At 58.8% G+C, this 16,791-nt stretch carries 17 protein-coding genes and 1 pseudogene; 8 read left to right on the top strand and 10 right to left on the bottom strand.

All coding sequences use genetic code 11. The annotated features are described in order from the left end of the window. Window positions 1–2: 2 nt before the first annotated feature. Together arsC and ACSQ83_RS26170 are read right to left on the bottom strand one after the other, a co-directional pair. Entirely contained in the window at window positions 3–425 is a 423-nt protein-coding gene (gene arsC / locus ACSQ83_RS26175) for an arsenate reductase (glutaredoxin) (RefSeq protein ID WP_436230133.1), read from the bottom strand. Continuing rightward, on the bottom strand, window positions 422–1,516 hold the full coding sequence (locus ACSQ83_RS26170) for an ArsO family NAD(P)H-dependent flavin-containing monooxygenase (protein WP_436230132.1): 1,095 nt from the start codon (window positions 1,514–1,516) through the stop codon (window positions 422–424). The genes arsC and ACSQ83_RS26170 overlap by 4 nt, the downstream gene beginning before the upstream one ends. Before the next feature lie 538 nt (window positions 1,517–2,054). Here ACSQ83_RS26170 and ACSQ83_RS26165 point away from each other — a divergent pair. After that, window positions 2,055–2,594: pseudogene (locus ACSQ83_RS26165) on the top strand (MCP four helix bundle domain-containing protein); the annotation flags it as partial. 114 nt (window positions 2,595–2,708) lie between these two features. Beyond that, on the top strand, window positions 2,709–3,686 hold the full coding sequence (locus ACSQ83_RS26160; RefSeq protein ID WP_436230199.1) for a methyl-accepting chemotaxis protein: 978 nt from the start codon (window positions 2,709–2,711) through the stop codon (window positions 3,684–3,686). A gap of 176 nt (window positions 3,687–3,862) precedes the next feature. Here ACSQ83_RS26160 and arsN2 read toward each other — a convergent pair whose 3' ends face one another. Both arsN2 and ACSQ83_RS26150 read right to left on the bottom strand, forming a co-directional pair. Continuing rightward, window positions 3,863–4,288 (bottom strand): arsenic resistance N-acetyltransferase ArsN2, encoded by a 426-nt coding sequence (gene arsN2, locus ACSQ83_RS26155; RefSeq protein ID WP_436230131.1) that lies wholly within the window; start codon window positions 4,286–4,288, stop codon window positions 3,863–3,865. A 37-nt stretch (window positions 4,289–4,325) separates the two neighbouring features. Next, window positions 4,326–4,817 carry an ArsI/CadI family heavy metal resistance metalloenzyme gene (locus tag ACSQ83_RS26150; protein WP_436230130.1) on the bottom strand — a complete coding sequence of 164 codons (492 nt, stop codon included), beginning with the start codon at window positions 4,815–4,817 and terminating at the stop codon, window positions 4,326–4,328. A gap of 599 nt (window positions 4,818–5,416) precedes the next feature. Here ACSQ83_RS26150 and ACSQ83_RS26145 point away from each other — a divergent pair. Continuing rightward, a complete protein-coding gene (locus ACSQ83_RS26145) occupies window positions 5,417–5,809 on the top strand; it encodes a hypothetical protein (protein ID WP_436230129.1) in 393 nt (130 codons plus the stop codon). Window positions 5,810–5,999: 190 nt separating this feature from the next. On the opposite strand, the gene ACSQ83_RS26140 is transcribed toward ACSQ83_RS26145, so the two are convergent. The 5 genes from ACSQ83_RS26140 to ACSQ83_RS26120 form a co-directional block, all read right to left on the bottom strand. Then, complete coding sequence (locus tag ACSQ83_RS26140; RefSeq protein WP_436230128.1) at window positions 6,000–6,275, bottom strand: HU family DNA-binding protein; 276 nt, start codon at window positions 6,273–6,275, stop codon at window positions 6,000–6,002. 158 nt (window positions 6,276–6,433) lie between these two features. Beyond that, on the bottom strand, window positions 6,434–6,961 hold the full coding sequence (locus tag ACSQ83_RS26135; protein WP_436230127.1) for a PH domain-containing protein: 528 nt from the start codon (window positions 6,959–6,961) through the stop codon (window positions 6,434–6,436). Window positions 6,962–7,019: 58 nt separating this feature from the next. Next, a complete protein-coding gene (locus ACSQ83_RS26130) occupies window positions 7,020–10,448 on the bottom strand; it encodes an LPD7 domain-containing protein (protein WP_436230126.1) in 3,429 nt (1,142 codons plus the stop codon). Window positions 10,449–10,460: 12 nt separating this feature from the next. Next, window positions 10,461–10,826, bottom strand: a complete 366-nt coding sequence (locus ACSQ83_RS26125; RefSeq protein ID WP_120311653.1) for a plasmid mobilization protein — start codon at window positions 10,824–10,826, stop codon at window positions 10,461–10,463. After that, window positions 10,807–11,223, bottom strand: coding sequence for a hypothetical protein (locus ACSQ83_RS26120; RefSeq protein WP_436230125.1), 417 nt, complete (start codon window positions 11,221–11,223; stop codon window positions 10,807–10,809). The genes ACSQ83_RS26125 and ACSQ83_RS26120 overlap by 20 nt, the downstream gene beginning before the upstream one ends. A 266-nt stretch (window positions 11,224–11,489) precedes the next feature. On the opposite strand from ACSQ83_RS26120, the gene ACSQ83_RS26115 reads away from it, so the two are divergent. Then, the gene (locus tag ACSQ83_RS26115; protein ID WP_436230124.1) at window positions 11,490–11,978 is read left to right on the top strand and encodes a hypothetical protein; all 489 of its coding nucleotides are present in this window, start codon (window positions 11,490–11,492) and stop codon (window positions 11,976–11,978) included. 339 nt (window positions 11,979–12,317) lie between these two features. On the opposite strand, the gene ACSQ83_RS26110 is transcribed toward ACSQ83_RS26115, so the two are convergent. Then, the gene (locus ACSQ83_RS26110; RefSeq protein WP_436230123.1) at window positions 12,318–14,435 is read right to left on the bottom strand and encodes a ParB/RepB/Spo0J family partition protein; all 2,118 of its coding nucleotides are present in this window, start codon (window positions 14,433–14,435) and stop codon (window positions 12,318–12,320) included. 228 nt (window positions 14,436–14,663) lie between these two features. Here ACSQ83_RS26110 and ACSQ83_RS26105 point away from each other — a divergent pair, with 228 nt between their 5' ends. The 4 genes from ACSQ83_RS26105 to ACSQ83_RS26090 all read left to right on the top strand — a co-directional run bounded on the left by ACSQ83_RS26105 (window position 14,664) and on the right by ACSQ83_RS26090 (window position 16,737). Next, window positions 14,664–15,083: an antirestriction protein gene (locus ACSQ83_RS26105; RefSeq protein WP_436230122.1), complete on the top strand. Its 420-nt coding sequence runs from the start codon at window positions 14,664–14,666 to the stop codon at window positions 15,081–15,083. Between the two features lie 62 nt (window positions 15,084–15,145). Next, entirely contained in the window at window positions 15,146–15,979 is an 834-nt protein-coding gene (locus tag ACSQ83_RS26100; protein ID WP_436230121.1) for a DUF932 domain-containing protein, read from the top strand. Between the two features lie 50 nt (window positions 15,980–16,029). Continuing rightward, window positions 16,030–16,329: a hypothetical protein gene (locus tag ACSQ83_RS26095; protein ID WP_436230120.1), complete on the top strand. Its 300-nt coding sequence runs from the start codon at window positions 16,030–16,032 to the stop codon at window positions 16,327–16,329. 45 nt (window positions 16,330–16,374) lie between these two features. Then, entirely contained in the window at window positions 16,375–16,737 is a 363-nt protein-coding gene (locus ACSQ83_RS26090) for a single-stranded DNA-binding protein (RefSeq protein ID WP_436230119.1), read from the top strand. Window positions 16,738–16,791: the final 54 nt, after the last annotated feature.

Here is a 16,791-nt window from a genome sequence, read left to right as displayed (position 1 = left end):
GATCAACTCACTCGTTTTCCCTGTTCGTCGATGACTACTTCTCCGTCCTCCTTCGTGAAAGGCTTCGTGATCGCTTCGGGAAGGATGTCTAGCAGGATCTCCGACGGACGACAAAGCCGTACACCAACGGGGGTGACGACGAACGGCCGGTTAATCAGGATCGGATGTTCCAGCATAGCGTCGATGAGTTGCTCGTCGTTGAGCATGGGGTCGTCCAAACCGAGATCCGCATAGGGGGTCCCTTTTTGCCGTATCGCCTCACGCACGCTTAAACCCGATTCTTTGATCAGCTTTGTGAGGATTTCGCGGCTCGGGGGTATCTTCAAATACTCGATGACTGTCGGTTCGATGCCCGCATTTCGAATCATGGCGAGCGTGTTGCGCGAGGTGCCACATGCTGGATTGTGATAGATGGTGACGCTCATGAAATTTCCTTTTCGATTGAGTGCAAATATTTGGAGATCTGTGCCGCGGTTGACCTTGCCGTTCGCATGACACCAATGAGCGTTGCCGAGGCGAAACCGCACCATTCGCCATAACCGACCAGCCAAAGCCTTGGCTCCTGCATCGCTCGACCATCGATCACGTCTACTTGGCCTGCATCATTTAAGAGATGCAGCGGTGCTAAGTGCTTCAGTGCAGGTCGAAAGCCCGTACACCACAATACCGCGTCAACATGCGAGCGCGCCCCATCCGGCCAGACTACGCCGTCGTCGACGAACTTGGAGAACGGCCGCACTGAGTGCATAGCGCCGCGTTCGCGCGCTTCCCGAACAGGCGGGATCATAACGATGTCGCCGAGGCCGCCGTTCTGGACCGGATCGGGCCTACCCTCTGCTCGTGCTTTCCACCGCTGCGTCGCGCGTTCAAAGAGAACGCGTCCATCCACGTCATCTGGCAGAAACGTCGGTTCCTCCACTGTGACCCACGTCGTGTTACAGACGTGTGATAGTTCGGCTAGGATCTGTGCTCCCGAGTTACCTCCACCGATCACCAGCACATCCTTTCCCGTGAACGGCTCCGGGCTCTCGTATTGCGCCGAATGCACTTGGATGCCTTTGAATCTCTCTTGGCCTGGATACGTCGGAATGTACGGACAGTTCCATGTCCCGGTCGCGCTGACGACTGTCTTTGCAAGCCATTGGCGATCGTCCGTCGAAACGAGCAGCCCGTCGTCCTCACGAGACACCGAGATCACCCGCGCACGACGACGCACCGGGATGTCATAGCGCTCTTCATATTGGGCCAGGTATCGAACAACGTGATCGCGCGACGGATACTCGTCTGGCGTTGAAGGCATCAACCAGCCAGGCAGTGAACTCCATTGCGCGGGCGAAAACAAGTTAAGCGAATCCCAAGCGTGCTGCCATGCGCCGCCGGGAGTCGGTTGATCATCCAGGACCTGGTAACTGACAGCCGCTCGGCGCAAGAAGTAGGCTGTGGCGAGCGCTGATTGTCCGCCGCCAACGACTAAAACATCCACGAGAATTGGTGTTGTTGGAGTTTCTTTCGACATGGGATTTTACGTAGTGAATACTTCGATAATACTGGATGAGTCGAAATTTTCCACCCTTGGAAGATGTCTACGAGTTCGAAATCTCGAAGTACCAGGTCGGGTCGGATGCGTCTTGAGGTGTTGGCGAGCTGGCACGAGAGCTTTCGCACCGGCAGTTGGACATGCAGCCGAATACAATGCGGCCCTCACTTGGACGGAACTGCACGAGTAGCTTAAACGGATAGCCGACGCAGCGGGCCCGAGGCAGAACGATGCGTCCGCCCCAATCCTACCTCCTTGGGTCCAACAACTTCGTCCTCACTGCCTCTGCGCTTGCTCCGATGCTCAACTCGAAATCAGCAGTCGGGTAACTGCCCCACCCTGCCGACGGCCTGTCGGCCGATCGACAATCAGTCATCCCGAGAATTAGGGCAATTCAGGATTAAAGAACGTCCTAACATTTCCGTTAAACCGGATATATCGAGATAAAGAACACGTGCAACTTTTGCGTGGAGACCGCCGCTGCGTCGGTGCGAATACAACCAAACCGGATAGCACAATGAACATTGTGAATCGACTCACCGTGGCTTTCTGCATCTGTACCGCTTCGCTTGTGGTGACCGGCGCCTACGGGCTGTTTCAACTGAGACAGTCACAAAGCCGCTTCGAAAGCATCTACGCGAACGTTTTGCCATCCATCAAGACGCTTGATGCGGTAACAGCCAATCTCACTGACATCCGGATTCTCTTATACCGTGATGCGCTGATTTCCGACGCTGCGGGCAAGTCCAAGATTGAGGCCCTTGTTGCTGAGAAGAAAACCGGCCTGGATCGGTTGCTCTCAGATTCGGCGAATACGCAGGACCTTGGCGAAGGTGGCGCGAATCTGCTTAACGCCGACAGGGTCAATCTCGAAGCCTATAAAGCCGGAACTCTTAAGCTGATGGAGACGTCGCGCGCAGGCGACCTGGAAGCGACAAAAACCATGCTGTATGGAGATGGACCGCTTGATGCTGCGAGCAAAAAACTTCGCGCAGGCATCGCATCCCATATCGAATATGAGATCCGACTTGCGGACGATCTGCGAACGGGCAACGCCGCTGCCTACACAAGGTCCGTGACAACGTTGGCCGTTGGCATTGCATTGATACTGCTCTTTACTGCCGTGACGGCCTTTCGCGTACTCACGCATATTCGAGCGAGCCTTCGTGGTATGAAGGCCGTGCTTCTCGCAGCAAGCGAGTCGTTGGACCTTACTCGCCGCATACCAGTCAGCGTTATGGACGAGATTGGACTCGCGGCGTCTGCCTATAACGCCCTGATAGCTCGAATTTCCGGTGTCCTCGCGCTCGTTCGTTCGTCGTCGGATTCCGTGAGTACCGCGACGAAGGAAATTGCGGCGGGCAATGTCGACCTGTCGTCGCGAACTGAAGAACAGGCGGCGTCGTTGGAGGAGACTGCGTCGAGCATGACCGAGCTCACTGCGACGGTAAAACAAAATGCCGACAACGCGCGACAAGCTAGCGCCCTCGCGTCAGGAGCCGTCGACACGGCGGGGTCCGGGCACGCAGCTGTTCAATCAATGTTAGCCACGATCGGCAAGATCAGTGACAACTCTACAAAGATCTCAGAGATCACGGCGTTGATTGAAGGCGTTGCGTTCCAAACCAATATCCTGGCGTTGAACGCAGCGGTCGAGGCAGCTCGGGCAGGCGAACACGGGCGAGGTTTTGCGGTCGTCGCGAGCGAGGTTCGGAGTCTTGCTCAGCGTTCATCGGCCGCAGCAAAGGAGATTAAGGAGCTCATCGATTCGTCAGTTGTCACTGTTCGAGTCGGCGCGACGCAGGCTGCCGATGTCGGAGCTAGCGTCGGGAAAATGAAGTTCGCAATTCAGCAGGTGTCAGACATTGTCTGTGAGATCTCGGATGCTTCCGACGAGCAAAGTCGCGGGATAGAGCAAGTTAATCAGGCGGTCTCGCAAATGGACGAAGTGACGCAGCAAAACGCAGCGCTTGTTGAACAGGCTGCGGCAGCAGCTCAGTCTCTGATGGACCAAGCGGCGCAAGTGATGGAGTCCGTGTCGGTATTCAAAGTCTCTGCATCTGACGGTTTTGCCGAGTTGAGTTCCACGGGACTAAGTCGCGCCAGGACAGTTAGAGCCGATCAAAATTTGCAGGGCGTCGCCGCATAGGAAAGGTAAAATTCAGCCGACGCTGATCTCATATAATCGCATCGGTATCCTCACCATTCGTGAGGGACCGACTTTGACCGCGGTTCGAAATTAGGATCAAGCAGCACGCTCTCGAGGCGGCTCAAAATCCTCGTGCAGCACAATTTGGCATTTTGGCGCCGTCGAGATCACTTGGATCATCGAATTGCCGTTGTTGCGGCCACGGTCTTACATAGGCAAATTGCAGACGACGGACAAAGGGACGCAAATTCGGCTGTCTGTCGCAACGGTTCCGGTACGCCCTGTCGGTCGACTCGCCGATAACCGCGACGCTCGAAAAACAAAGCGGCGGTCGTCGTCAGCAGGTACAACTCCTGGACACCGCGCGCCGCGGTATATCGTTCGACCGCGTCCACTGCTGCGCCACCGAAACCTTTCGACCGCTGCGCTTCTACGACCGCGACTGACCGTAGCAATGCGATATCGGCAAACAGTTCCGCCCCGGCGCACGCCTGCAGTTCGCCCGCGTCATCCCTGCATACGAGAAAGTGACTAAGCTTGTCGATGTCGATATCGCCGGTGGGCAGTGCATTCCACCTCAGCAGCGATGTGACGCTGTTCATATCCCGTGCGGATGCTGGAAAGAATTGCATCATACCGTCAGCAACATGAGGATTTCTCGGTCTTCGCGCAGCTACCCGAATCGCTTTGCTGTAAAGCCGACATCGGATTGCAGCAACCTAGGTCCCTCGTTGCATCCTTGTGCGATCGTCCGTAGGTGGGAATGGTGTCCAGCGTCCGATACGATTCCCAAGCGACGCCTTGCGGATCGACGCTCCAGTATTTGTCAGATTTCGCATAGCAACAATTTTCCCCGAGCTGCGCCTCAACAGGTAGGTCAGCCGAGCTGAGACGTGCGTGCATCTCGGCTAATTCGGCTTCTGTTTCGACCTGGATGCCAAGATGATCCACACCCTTTTCGGAAGATTCGGCACCGCGCTGCGAAATCGCGAAATTCACATGCGGATCGTCGAGCATCCATTTCGCGTAGTCGCTTTTTAAAACCAACGGCTCAGCAGCAAAAAGCGCCGAGTAAAAGCGAACACTAACCGCTAGGTCTGCCACGCTTACGTGGACGTGCATGCGTTTCATAATCTTTCTCCAGAGTAGTGCGGTGCCCGGCGCGACGACTAAACCCCGGCGGTGCAACTCTCTTCCATTGCACCGCGAGACAGACTGCCGATCAATTCACAATTGACCCTATAAAGGAAAAATCGGACTTCTTGCGCTGCCACTTCACCAGTTGCGCAGCCGATACCGTCATACGTTTCGCTAGCTGCACCGCCTGGAGGCAGCCGGCGAGCACGACCGCAAGATGGATGAGACCACATCCATATGCGTCGCTCATCTCCAGATGGGTGACGCATACGCCCAAAAATCTGCACCCACTGACACATCATAGTTTTAACGATTCTATCTTTCAAGTGTTATCGAATTATGGAACTAATAGTCAGTGTCGTTCTGATGGCCGTGTCTGCGGCTACGCTCTTGGCAGCGCGGTCCCTCACGTATGGCATGGACGCCGATCGAGGCGCCGGGTCGCGCGCCCTACGGCCTCGTGCGGCCGACAAATACAATAGATGTACCTAATAAGAGCTCTCGTTCTGCCTTACCATCTCAACAAGTCCGCGCCGCTGGAATGTACTTCTTAATGTGATAGCTTCGGCCATCAGTATATTTTCGGGGAACGCATGGTTGCCATTGAAGGTCACCGCCTAACGCTGGTTCGCGCCACGCAGGACGAGGCCTCGTTCAGTCCTGGATACCAAGCCGAACTGCGGCAGTTTTATAGCCTGGCTCGCGCCGAGGGGGACGTGATTGTCGCAGTCTGCTTTGAGACGGACGGCCAAGGTGGCGGCGACGGATTCGTCGGCGAATTTCTTTTGCCGGTTATGCAAGCCATCGGACCTCCGCTTGTCGCGGCGGCACGTGCTTGGGTGCAAGGGCGAGCCGGTCGCAAGTTGCGCCTAAGAATCGGCGACACCGAAATTGAGTCGAGTCGTCCAAGCGAGCTTGTGGAGCTTTTGAACCTGGCGGTCGCCGTGGACAAGTCTTTTGTAACACCCGAAGCTGATCTCGTCTGACAGACTTGCATCTCGCTTCTTCGGCGCTCGTGGTCAGTGCCGGTGAGTGCATGACTGCCGGCGCAAGAAACTCACGCGCCGAACCGAACAACAGTTTCAAGGGTCGCCGACCCAGCCCCACGTGTACAAGCAATGAGCCATTGTTTCGACATGTGGTTGTGGAACAACCGCGGCAATACGCCGAATGCCCTTACGAATTCACCGAATCCTTGAACGCTTTCCCCGCCGTAAATTTGACGGTTTTTGCAGCCGCAATTTGGATCGTTTCACCGGTCCTCGGGTTGCGACCGGTGCGCGCCGCACGTTGGCCGGTGCTGAAGGTGCCAAAGCCGACCAGCTGAACACCGTCGCCTTCGGCGACGGCTCGCGTCACAACGGCGACAAACGCGTCAATGGTCTCGCCGGCGGCGGCCTTGCTTGTGCCAACGGCCAATGCGATAGCGTCAACCAGTTCTTGCTTGTTCATATTCATCCTCTCGGAGTTTACTTAGCGCCCCGCCGACGCGGTGCATGGCGAACGCGTCACGATACCGGAGGCGTTGGTCCGAGGCAACCGGCCTTAGCGGCATTGCGACTGTCGACATCAGCCATTACGAACAACCGACCGACTGGCACTGTCCACAGCTAGACACGGCCCATATTGACTTCTCGCACGCCTTTTACGTCGCGCAATGCGATCGCCGCGCGGTTAAGCTCGTTGCGCAATTGTTCCGCGTCCTTCATCCCCGGCAATCGCCACGCCGGGTTGTTCGAATCGCTCGTCATCACGACGACTGCGCCAATTCCGAACATGCGTTGCCACCAAGGATGAACCGAGGTCACGTCTTGAATCCGGAACAACTCGACGCTCTGCACCGTTCTATTGAGGATGCCCTTGCGACAGGTGATCCGTTCTACGTCGATTTCAAACTCAGTGAATCTGACCTGCAGATACGCGAGTCCGATGCCGCCAAGCACCAGAAGGACAGCGAGCACGGGAATGAACCATGGCACGGGCCACTGGGTTGACGCATATCCGAAGCCGATACCAATGACCAAGATGGCAACCGCGCCTTTGACGAAGGCCGGCAGGTTGATCAGCTGCGACGGCGTGCCCTGAAATATCACTGCGTTAATAGGTTCGCCTCTCGGAACAATGCCGTAACGTGCCATAGGTTTTTGCCTTTAAATTGTGCTTTTTAGTCGTGACTGAACGTGGTCGCGCCGATGATTATCGATCAATTTCTGGCTGATCAGGCTCGTCCGGGTCGGGTTCTGGATCGTCATTCTCTCTCTGCTGTTCCGATGCGCCGGGCGCGTCCCGATTCGAAGTTCGCGCTGGCAGTTCGTCACGCTCCTGACGACGCGCGGCGTCATCCCGCTCGCGTTCGAGCGCGCGCCGGTCTTCTGCCTCGGCATCCAGTTCGGCGCGCCGCGCATGCAGAATGCCGCTCAACACCTCATCATCAAAATCCACATTCATGCGCGCCTCAGCCGCGACGCGCGCAGCTGCCATCTTGAATTCCTCGGGACCGGCAAGCGTGAGCGTTGGCCCGAACTTCTGCTGTGCGAGGCGTAGCCCGATCTCGATTGCGTCGCGGTCGTAGACCCACATCCGTACGGTACGACCTTCGTCGACCATCAGCGCCGCGCCATCGCGCTTGTAGTCGACGTTGCCGTTTTCCTGCACGTGGTGCGTGATGACTGGTCCGCTGTAGATGATTTCGTTCGGCTCGTTGGCGCTGATCCGATGGCTCCCCCCGAACGCGATGCCGGGGCTCTCGCGTTCGTCGCCCGTTCGCTGCGTTGGCTGAGTTGGCTGCATCCTTCTCAGCTCTCGCAGTGCCCGCACGTTACCGAGTTGCGCCTCTTCCTGCAGGAAGTCCCGGTACTGGTCCGTCAATGGTCGCCGCATCGCGGCTTTCAATGCATCCCGCTCGCGAGCGATCTGTTTTCGCAAGATGGCCTCGGCTTCAACCCGCTCCACGCGAGCCACTGACAAAGCTCCGCGGCGAGCAGCCAGCGACAATGCGGTGTTGTCGACGACGGCACTGCGCTTCGCATAAAAAGTCGATTTGATAGCACCGCGTCGCGCTTGCTCATTAGCACCCTGCTCCAGCCATTCGGCACGCAGTGCATCGCTGTACTGTTTCCGAAAGTCCTGAAACTCGCTCCACAGATCCTGCTGCGGCGTGCGCCGCGGCGCGTGCACGGGGTCGAGTCCGGTTTGCGCCCGGTATTGCTCGCGCATCAACCGGGCGGCCTCCGACCACGGCAAATTCATCTCCTTCGTCAGAAAATCCGAGACATTCAGGTGACGCGTGCCGGCCTGAATCCGGTCGCTACCGTCGCGCCCCTTCGTGATCTGATATTTTCCGACGACCAGCCCGTGCGAGTGTGAAAGAGCCCCGAGAAGCCGGTACGCATCGAGCGTGGCTTTGATCTCTTGAAACTCCGAGCGCGTGGCATCGCTGCGCGCCGAACGGGCTTCAGCCAGGTCGCGTGCAAACTGGTCGCGCACCGAATCGGCTTGCCGTCCAGTGGCGGATTGCGGGGGGATCGTTAGTTGCGATATGTCTCCATCAGGTTGCAATAAGTCGACGTCGCGAGGCGTCGCGATCGCCGGCATGCCGCGTGAGGCTTCGGCGGTGCTCGGTGGCTCGCCAAAGGCCTCATAAGCCCCATCAGCGCCATCGAAACGGTATGGGTGATCCGCAACGCCCGGCGAATCGGGCGACGCCATGCGCGACCGTCTACCGCTTGAGTCGCTTGAGCCATCGCTCGCACCCGCAATGCCGCCTTGAGCACCGGCCGCTGGGCCGTCAAACGAAAGCGACGCAACACCACCCAGCGACTTGACCTGAGCCAGACTGCGCGGCTCAGTGTCCGGGTCGAAATCGCGGGGGAGCTTGCCACCGCCTTTGAGGCCGAACTTTTCTCGTGCGAATTTTTCCGCGCTCGTGGCAATGAGCCGTGCGCGCTCTGCACTGTCCGCGTGCTCATACGCCGCATACATCCGTTCAACCACCGTGCGCCAGCCTTCGCCGCGCTCCGCCAACGGCTCTTTTCGGGGCTCGCTTGACGTGTCGTTTGACCCGTCGATTGATTCGTCGCTCGATCCGTCACCTGATCTTTCGTCTGATGCATCCTCTACTCCTCCTTCTCCATCGCGATCGCGAGGCCGTCGCAGTGCGTCAACTCCGTCGGCTCCGTCGTCTTCCACGTGAACATGTGCAGAATCCGACAGTAGCATTTCACTTCGCGCGGTGCCGCCATCCACACGCCGGCCGGGCACACCTCGCATACCGTCGATGGATTCGGCCGACGGCCCGGGTCGATCGAACTCAACGTCATCGTCACGATCCGCTCGGGCCCGCCTTCGTCCGACGAACCCCTGTTCGATGAGCGTTTCGTGCTCCCGCTCGAGCGCCGACCATTCTCGGCCCCATGCTCGGTCCCACTCGGCTTGCCCTCGCTCTCGTGTGGCCTCTCGTGCATCTCGTGGATCACCCCATCCTCGTCGATCACCGGGACCAGGGTGTCCAATTCCTCGCCATGGCTGCCATTGCTCGAATCGGTGGTCTCGTCGCGAGCTGGTTCGTTCTTCTTTGCCATCATGCCCTCCAAATGGGTGGTAAAAGCGCGCCTCGCGCTCGACCAGGATCCGGCGCTGTTCTTCCGGCGAGGCCTTCTGATACACCTTGTAAAACGGACTGCCGCTATTGAGATATTTAGCTTCGCGTGCACGCACTTCATGCCATTCGCGCAACGCCTCAAGCATCGCCGCCGGCGTCTCGCGAGGCACTCCGGGTGCCTCGTATTTCGGGTTCAGACTAGCGACCAAAGCCTCGCGTTTCGCTTCGGCACCCAGCTCGATGAACTCACGCGTGAACACATACTCCTTGAGGTTGACACCCTTCGCGTCCCCTTCCCGCTTCACGTTCTCGTATTCGCGGCTTCGCCCCGGATTGCGCGTGCGTGTCTCGCCAAACTCGGCAAGAAGCGCCTGAAAGTCTTCGTACCGCGTAATGCCCCGCACCATCATGGCGTCGAGAATGGCCGCTTTCAGCTCGCGGTTCGCCCCGGCAAACACGTCGCCCTTGTAGCGACTGATCATCTCCGACGCGTCATTAAATTCAGCGCGCCGGTTATCTTTCGGGCTCGCCAGCCCCAACCGGTTGTTGGTGTGTTCCTGAAACGCCTCAAGGAATCGTACCTGCCGATCGACCAGGCCGAACGGATCGAGCCGTTGCCCAGTGAGCAGGTTCACCTTCGGCAGCACGATATGGACGTGGACCTTCCGCTCGATCGGCTCTCCGCTTCGTCGATCGGCGTAACTCTTTAAACGTGGAACATGAGCTTCGGCATAGAAGGCGTATTCGTCGCGCCGAAAAGCGGACATCGCAAACGCCTCGAAGTCGCGAACAACTTGCTGCAGCACGTCGCGCGATACTTCATCCTCTTTGAATGAGAGAGTGATATTCAGATATCGTTCCGACTCCGTTTCAATGGATTGAATAATCTCATTGGTAAAATCAAGATCACCCGCAAGAATCACTCGCTCATCCATTTCATCACGATTAAATTCACGATCCTTCTTCTGGCCTTTCTCCAGATACTCTTTAATGCCATCGTGATAACCTCGGATGCGAATGAGCATGATTAATCCACCCTACTCGACTTGGGCCAGCGTGGCCTTTAAATAGCGCGAGATCATTTGCAATTGATCGAGCATCTGCTCGTAGGTCGCCTCAGACAGCTTGCCGCGCACGTGCTCGGAATTGGCGCGATGCGCGAGCTGATTAAGGTTGTTGCTGGTCTTGTTGAACACGTACAGCAGACGCTTCCGGTCGTCGCTCGCCTTTGGGCGCGCGATCACCTGCGTGCGATTAGTCAACACGGCCTGGCGAAAAAACTCGGATTGAGTCAGCCCCGACGCGGCAACCTTCTCAAGGTACACGGCACGGTCCGCTTCCGACAATCGGAACGCGATGGGCTTACCGAGTCCCACACCGCCGTTACTCTTCGCGCGTGGCATCGACACCCCTTTGTGCCTCACAGGCTTCGCGGGCCTTCTCGGCTTCGATTTCCCGATAGAGCCGGTTCACGTTCGCCTTCGCAAGCGCCCTCTTCGAGATACCCGGCGCAATACCCAGGTACATCTCTAACGCATCCACCGCGTCCGCTCGATGAAAACACGGGCTGGGATCGTCGACTACATCGTCCTCGATCGAGATCCATACCTCGCCTTCCTCGATCGTCTGACCGAGATGCGCGATGCTGCGTTCATCGGCTTCTGCCTGCCTTAACAGCGCTCGTGCCGTCTCGCGATCCGCGACATCCACCTCCATCACGATGACCATCTTGTCGTCGTCAAAGCTGGGGTTGTCGCTCTGCGCGACCTCGACCACGATCTTCACCATCTCCGATTCCATCGGCGCTCCTGTGGAGTTCAGGAGGCGGCAGTGGCCGCCGGGGTTTCAAAGGGGAAGACCCCTTTGGCACGGATATTTTGCACGATGCGTAGCAGCGTGTAAACATATCAGACGTGCCTCGCACAGAAATCGAATAGCGCCACTCTAGCCGATATTGAGCGCATGTTAACCATGATAAAGCGGTTCCACACCGTTTCCATAGCAAGTCTTTTTGACCATATAGCATTTATGTAGCAGAATCAGTCATCCTGTCGCGACCGCCCACCATGACCAAGCTCGACATCGCCAGCATCGCCGCCGATCTGGCGCAAGCGCCGCAAACCAGTCATGCTCGATCCGAGACCGCGCAGCTTGCCGACCTGATCGACCATATCGATGCAGCCCTTGCCCGGGGCGTCTCGCGCAGAGAACTGCTCGAACGCCTCCATAAGGGGGGCTTCACGATGACCCTCCCGGTCTTCGATAACGCATTGCATCGCATCCGCAAACGAATGGGCCGCACCTCGCCGCGCCGCATTCACAACCCGCCAGCGCTGCCCGAAACCCCGCGCCCCGGTCAACCGGTCACCGAAGCGCCTCCGCCCTCGTCAACGGACGACGGAATCAAAAGCCTCGACGAACTGGCGCGCGAGTTTCCGCATCTGCCCCGCATGCAGCTAATCAAGCTGGAGGCGCAGCAATACGACCGCCCCAAACTCACCAGCGCCGCGCTCGAAGACCTGAAGCGCAAATACCCCCAGAAACCGAAGACCTGAGCCGCATCGCCCCGCCGCGCTGCGTCGGGTCGGGCCGCTCCCCATGCATCCTGCATGGGTCCCCGTGGCCCTCGATCCGGGCGCGCAGGCGCGCGCCAACCCGCATGGCGGTTGTCAGGCGCAGCACAGGGCTTGCAAAAAAAGGGCGATATTCAGGGTTTTATTGCCGTGCAGTTAATGAGGCTGGCTGGTCGTCCGATCCATCGGCGTGTGTTTGCAGAGCCAGGCCTGACCGTGCCTGACGGCATCGGCTCCCTTATTGCCCACACGACATGCAGGGCGCAAAAAGCCGCCCGGGTTTGCACCCGGACGGCTTCACTTGTGAACAGCTACAGTCGTCTATGCGGCTTCGGCCAGTCCTTCGTGATCGTCGCCAGCTTCGTGCCCGGCCTCATCAATCACGTCATCCGGATCAGCGCCCCCGTTGTGCGCTTCGTCGTCCGCTTCACCGTCTGCGTCATCATCCTCCCACGCATACGACCGGAATTCCGGCACCGCGCGGTTCGCAAGCACTTCGGGTAGCCAGCCCGACTCGGCCATCCGCACTTCGGCGGCAGCCGCCGCCGAGTCCTTCTTCATGCCTTGCACCTCGGTGGCGGCCTGCGGTGATACATGCTCGCGCAGCACGGCCGCGATGCGCGATTTCGACACGTGGTCGAAGTAGCTCGCGCGCGTGGGCTTCCAGTAATACGACAGGTCCACGTTCAGCACGTCGGCAAGGCTGTTGACGGCGTGTGAGCGGTCGGATCCATCGATACCATCGACGGTGGCCGCCACGCAGAACGCAAACAGATTCGACTGAATGTCGGAACCCTGGTCGAGCAGCCATGGCAGCAGTGCATCCGCGCGCGCCGGAAGCATGCGCATCCACTTCGCGCGCTCGGCCTCGATCTCCTTCCACGCCACGCTGTCGGCCATGTCGTCGGCGTGTTTCACCAGTGCACCGCGCGATGTGCGCAGGTCAACCTCGATCGCGTGCTCCGGATACTGCCGTTCATAGTGTTCTTCGAACACGACCGGAATCATGCGGCTCATCAGCACCGCGAGTGCGACGTTCGGATGCCTCACCAGTTCGGTCTGGATCGCCGCCGTGCGGTGTGCCGTCAGGCGGCGGCACAGCTTTTCGTTATGCAGCGGAGTCACACGCGCAGGCCTGCCGGATTGCCCCGTTGCCGTCACCGGCAAGGCATCGTCACCGCGTGCGACTGCCCTCTCCTCCGGCCGGATCAGGCCGCGCTCGATGGTCACGAAACCATCGTCATCGAGATAGACGAACGCCCCGGCCCGCTGCATGTCCTCTGGTCCGAACACTTCGAAGCGCGCGGCGTACTGGTCGACCGCGTGCGTGGCAACATCGACAGCCGTACTCAGGCGGTCGTGTCGTGCCTCATCTTCCTCGCAGTCTTCGTCGTAGTACGCGTTCAGTTCCATGTGCGCCGCGTCGCGTGTCGCGACCAGTGCCGCAAGCTCGGCCTTTTCGCTCTTCGTCGGCTTGCGCGTGGTCGAATGCACGCGGCCATAACGGATCAGTTCGTTTGCGTCGCCGCGCGTGCGCGTCTCCACCCATGACCAGCCCTCTTCGGATTGAACGGTTTGCGAAACCTCGATGAGCCGGTCGGTCGCGAGCCGGTGCAGCAGGTCGGCATCCGCGATGTACCCGGCGTGCTCGCCGTCGCTGAACAGGTCCCGACGAACGAAGCCGCCTGCCGCCTCGTACGCGTCCAGCCCGACGAACTTCGCGAGTGCACTGTCGCGTGCATCGATCTCGGCCTTCGTGATCGCCGCGCGCAGCTCGGAGGGGCGGCGTTGCCACGCGTTGTGCGCATCATTCCAGACGCGTTCTTGCGTTGCGTGATCGTCAGCGAGCGCCAGCACTTTCGCCTGTTCGTAGTCCATCGTGTCGTCGCGCAGCAGGTCCAGCAGCGTCGGAGCGAGGTTGGCAATTTTTAGCGCACGGCGCACAACCATTTCCGACACCTTGAACAGGACCGCGATGTGCGCGACGCTTTTGCCCTCCTCCGTGAGCAACCGGAAAGCGACGCTTTCATCTGAGATATGCATGGCCTCCCGCTCGCGGTTCTCGATCAGCGACGCGGCCACCGCCTCGCCTTCGCTGACGACCAGCGCTGGCACTTGATAGTCCTTGGTAATCCGCCCCTGCGAGAACAGCAGGTCTAGCGCGGCGAGCCGCCGCTGCCCGGCGCACACGCCGAGCTTCGGCACCTTCGCGCGGCCTTTCATCTCGTGCACGACGAGATTCTGCATTAGGCCTTTCTCCGAAATGGTTTCAGCCAGCGACTCGATGCCTGTGGGTGGCTTCTTCCGTACGTTCAGCGGCGAGCGGCACAGCCGTCCGTACGGGAGGTATTCGATCCGCGCTTCCCTGCCGAAGCTGGTTTCAAGCGCGTCCAGGACGCTGCTAGCTGCCACGACTGCCTTTCGTTCAGATGCTTCCATCGGTTTTTCTCCGGTTAGTGACCAGAAGTAGCTTCCGGCCTCACAATCATAATAGGGCACTTTGCCCTATTTTAAAATAAAATTCATCATATTAATAATCAATCACTATGAAAAGTTAATTAAAAAAAATTCACTGCTTCGACTGCTATCAACTTTACATTAGGGCAATTTGCCCTATAATAAGAACTGAGGCCGAACTGTTTTCGGTCACTAACCGGAGAAAAACCGATGACTCAAGCAAACTCTGTTGACGCGATCACCTCGTCTGTCGTGCCTGAGGAACTGCGCCCCAACTTCCTGCCGCACTATCTTGGTTCTCACTCTCTGCGTGGCGAGGCGCTGGTGTATGAATGGGCGCATCGCCTCGCAAGCGCCTATGACGGCGGCTCGTGGAGCTTCTTCCAGCTCTCCAACGGTGGCTTTTACATGGCTCCCGAGCAGTGCGAACGGCTTTATGTCCGCTGGCACCTCAACGGTTACAACGACATGATGGGTGCCGACGCTTTCGGCATCGTCGTGACGCTCTTTGCGCTCTGCCATCTAGCCGAACTGCGCCACGACGACAGCATCATCGGGCACTACCACGCGCTTCGCGCCTACGCGACGCAGCACGTGGAAGCCGCCAACATCCTTCGCGCCATCGACTGACGCATTGACCATCCACGGCCCTGGCCAGTGGGCTGGGGCTGATCCTGAGATAGGGGAACAGCATGGATACCACTTACCTAACAAGCCGCTTCAGCCACAACGCTGTTGGCACGCGTTCGGATCGCCCGCTCACGAACGACGAGATTGCGAACGTTGCACCGTCGATCTTCGCGCTATCCGCGCACGAAAGCCGCTCGCAACGCTACAGCTATATTCCAACCAGCGATGTGCTGGACGGCCTGCGCAAGGAAGGATTTCAGCCTTTCATGGTCTGCCAGACCCGCGTGCGTAACGACGACAAACGCGCGCATACGAAACATCTGGTCCGCCTGCGCCACGCCGACCAGATCACCGGACGTGAAGCCAACGAAATCATCCTCCTGAACAGTCACGATGGCAGCAGCAGCTACCAGATGATCGCCGGGATGTTCCGGTTCGTGTGCCAGAACGGCATGGTCTGCGGCGACACAGTTGGCGATATCCGCGTGCCTCACAAGGGTGACGTGATCGGCGAGGTGATCGAGGGAGCGTTCAAGGTGCTCAACAGCTTTGAGGCAGCGACCGATCAGCGCGAGGGGATGGCCGGTCTGGCATTGACCGACGGCGAACAGACCGCTTTCGCACGGGCCGCGCTTACGCTGCGGTACGACGACGACAAGCCCGCGCCCATCACTGAGCAGCAACTTCTAACACCGCATCGCATGGAGGATCGCGCACCAGACCTGTGGACGACATTCAACCGCGTGCAGGAAAACATGATCAACGGCGGCCTGCGCGGTCGTAATGCGAATGGCCGGGCAACCACCACCCGAGCCGTGACCGGCATTGATCAGAACATCAGGCTCAACCGCGCCCTCTGGGTGCTCGCCGACGAACTGTGCCGCCTGCGCGGCTGACAGGTGCGCCCGGCCTTCGGGCCGGGCGTGACCTCACTTTGGAAACCGATATGGATACCGCTCACATCCGCCCAACGTGGCTAACCGCCCTCCTTCCGCTGCTGGCCGTCTATCAGTACGGCGATCGTTCCCTGGTGCGCGCGGAACTGTTCCGCATGGCCTTGTCCGCCGATGCCGCAGCGCGCTCCGCCGAAGCACTCCATCGGATTGCGAACATGCTGGATCGCGACGGCCACTCAATCGACATGCGTCGGGACGAGTTGCGCGCGATAGCCCGCAACGCTCTCTCTGAGTTTGATCGCGTGCCGCCCCGTGCCCCGCAGCCTGTCCTACCCGAGCCGGGATTTTAACGAACGTCTCCCTCTGTTTCACTCAAACTATCAGGAGTACAAATCATGAACAAGCTTTTTTTTACTGGCCGTGTTGCCGCCGCTCCCGTGCTTGCGAACCACGGTGATTCGAAGGTGACCAAATTCACACTGATTTCCAACGAGTACGCCGGTCGCGACGAAGGCAGCGGCGAAGCAAAAGAGCGTCAGGTGAGAATCCAGTTTACGGCGTTCGGTTCGCGCGGTGAGGCCATCGCCAGAAACGTTCTGAAGGGCGATCAACTGATCGTTGAAGCGAAGCTGTCGAACAACGATTTCACGGACGGTGAAGGCATCGAACGCTACAGCTACAACTTCACGGTCGATAATTTCGAATTCGGCGCACCGGGCGAACTCAAGCGGGCGCAACTCGCCCGGCGTCAGGAATAATCCACGTCGGCCCCGGTTCACACCGGGGCCGTTGCCCGGTACAGGAAATGCCCC

The sequence above is a fragment of the Caballeronia sp. LjRoot29 genome (genome assembly GCF_964252755.1).
Classification (GTDB): Bacteria; Pseudomonadota; Gammaproteobacteria; order Burkholderiales; family Burkholderiaceae; genus Caballeronia.
Note: the sequence above shows the minus strand (reverse complement) of the source record. Positions and strands in the feature narration are given on the sequence as shown.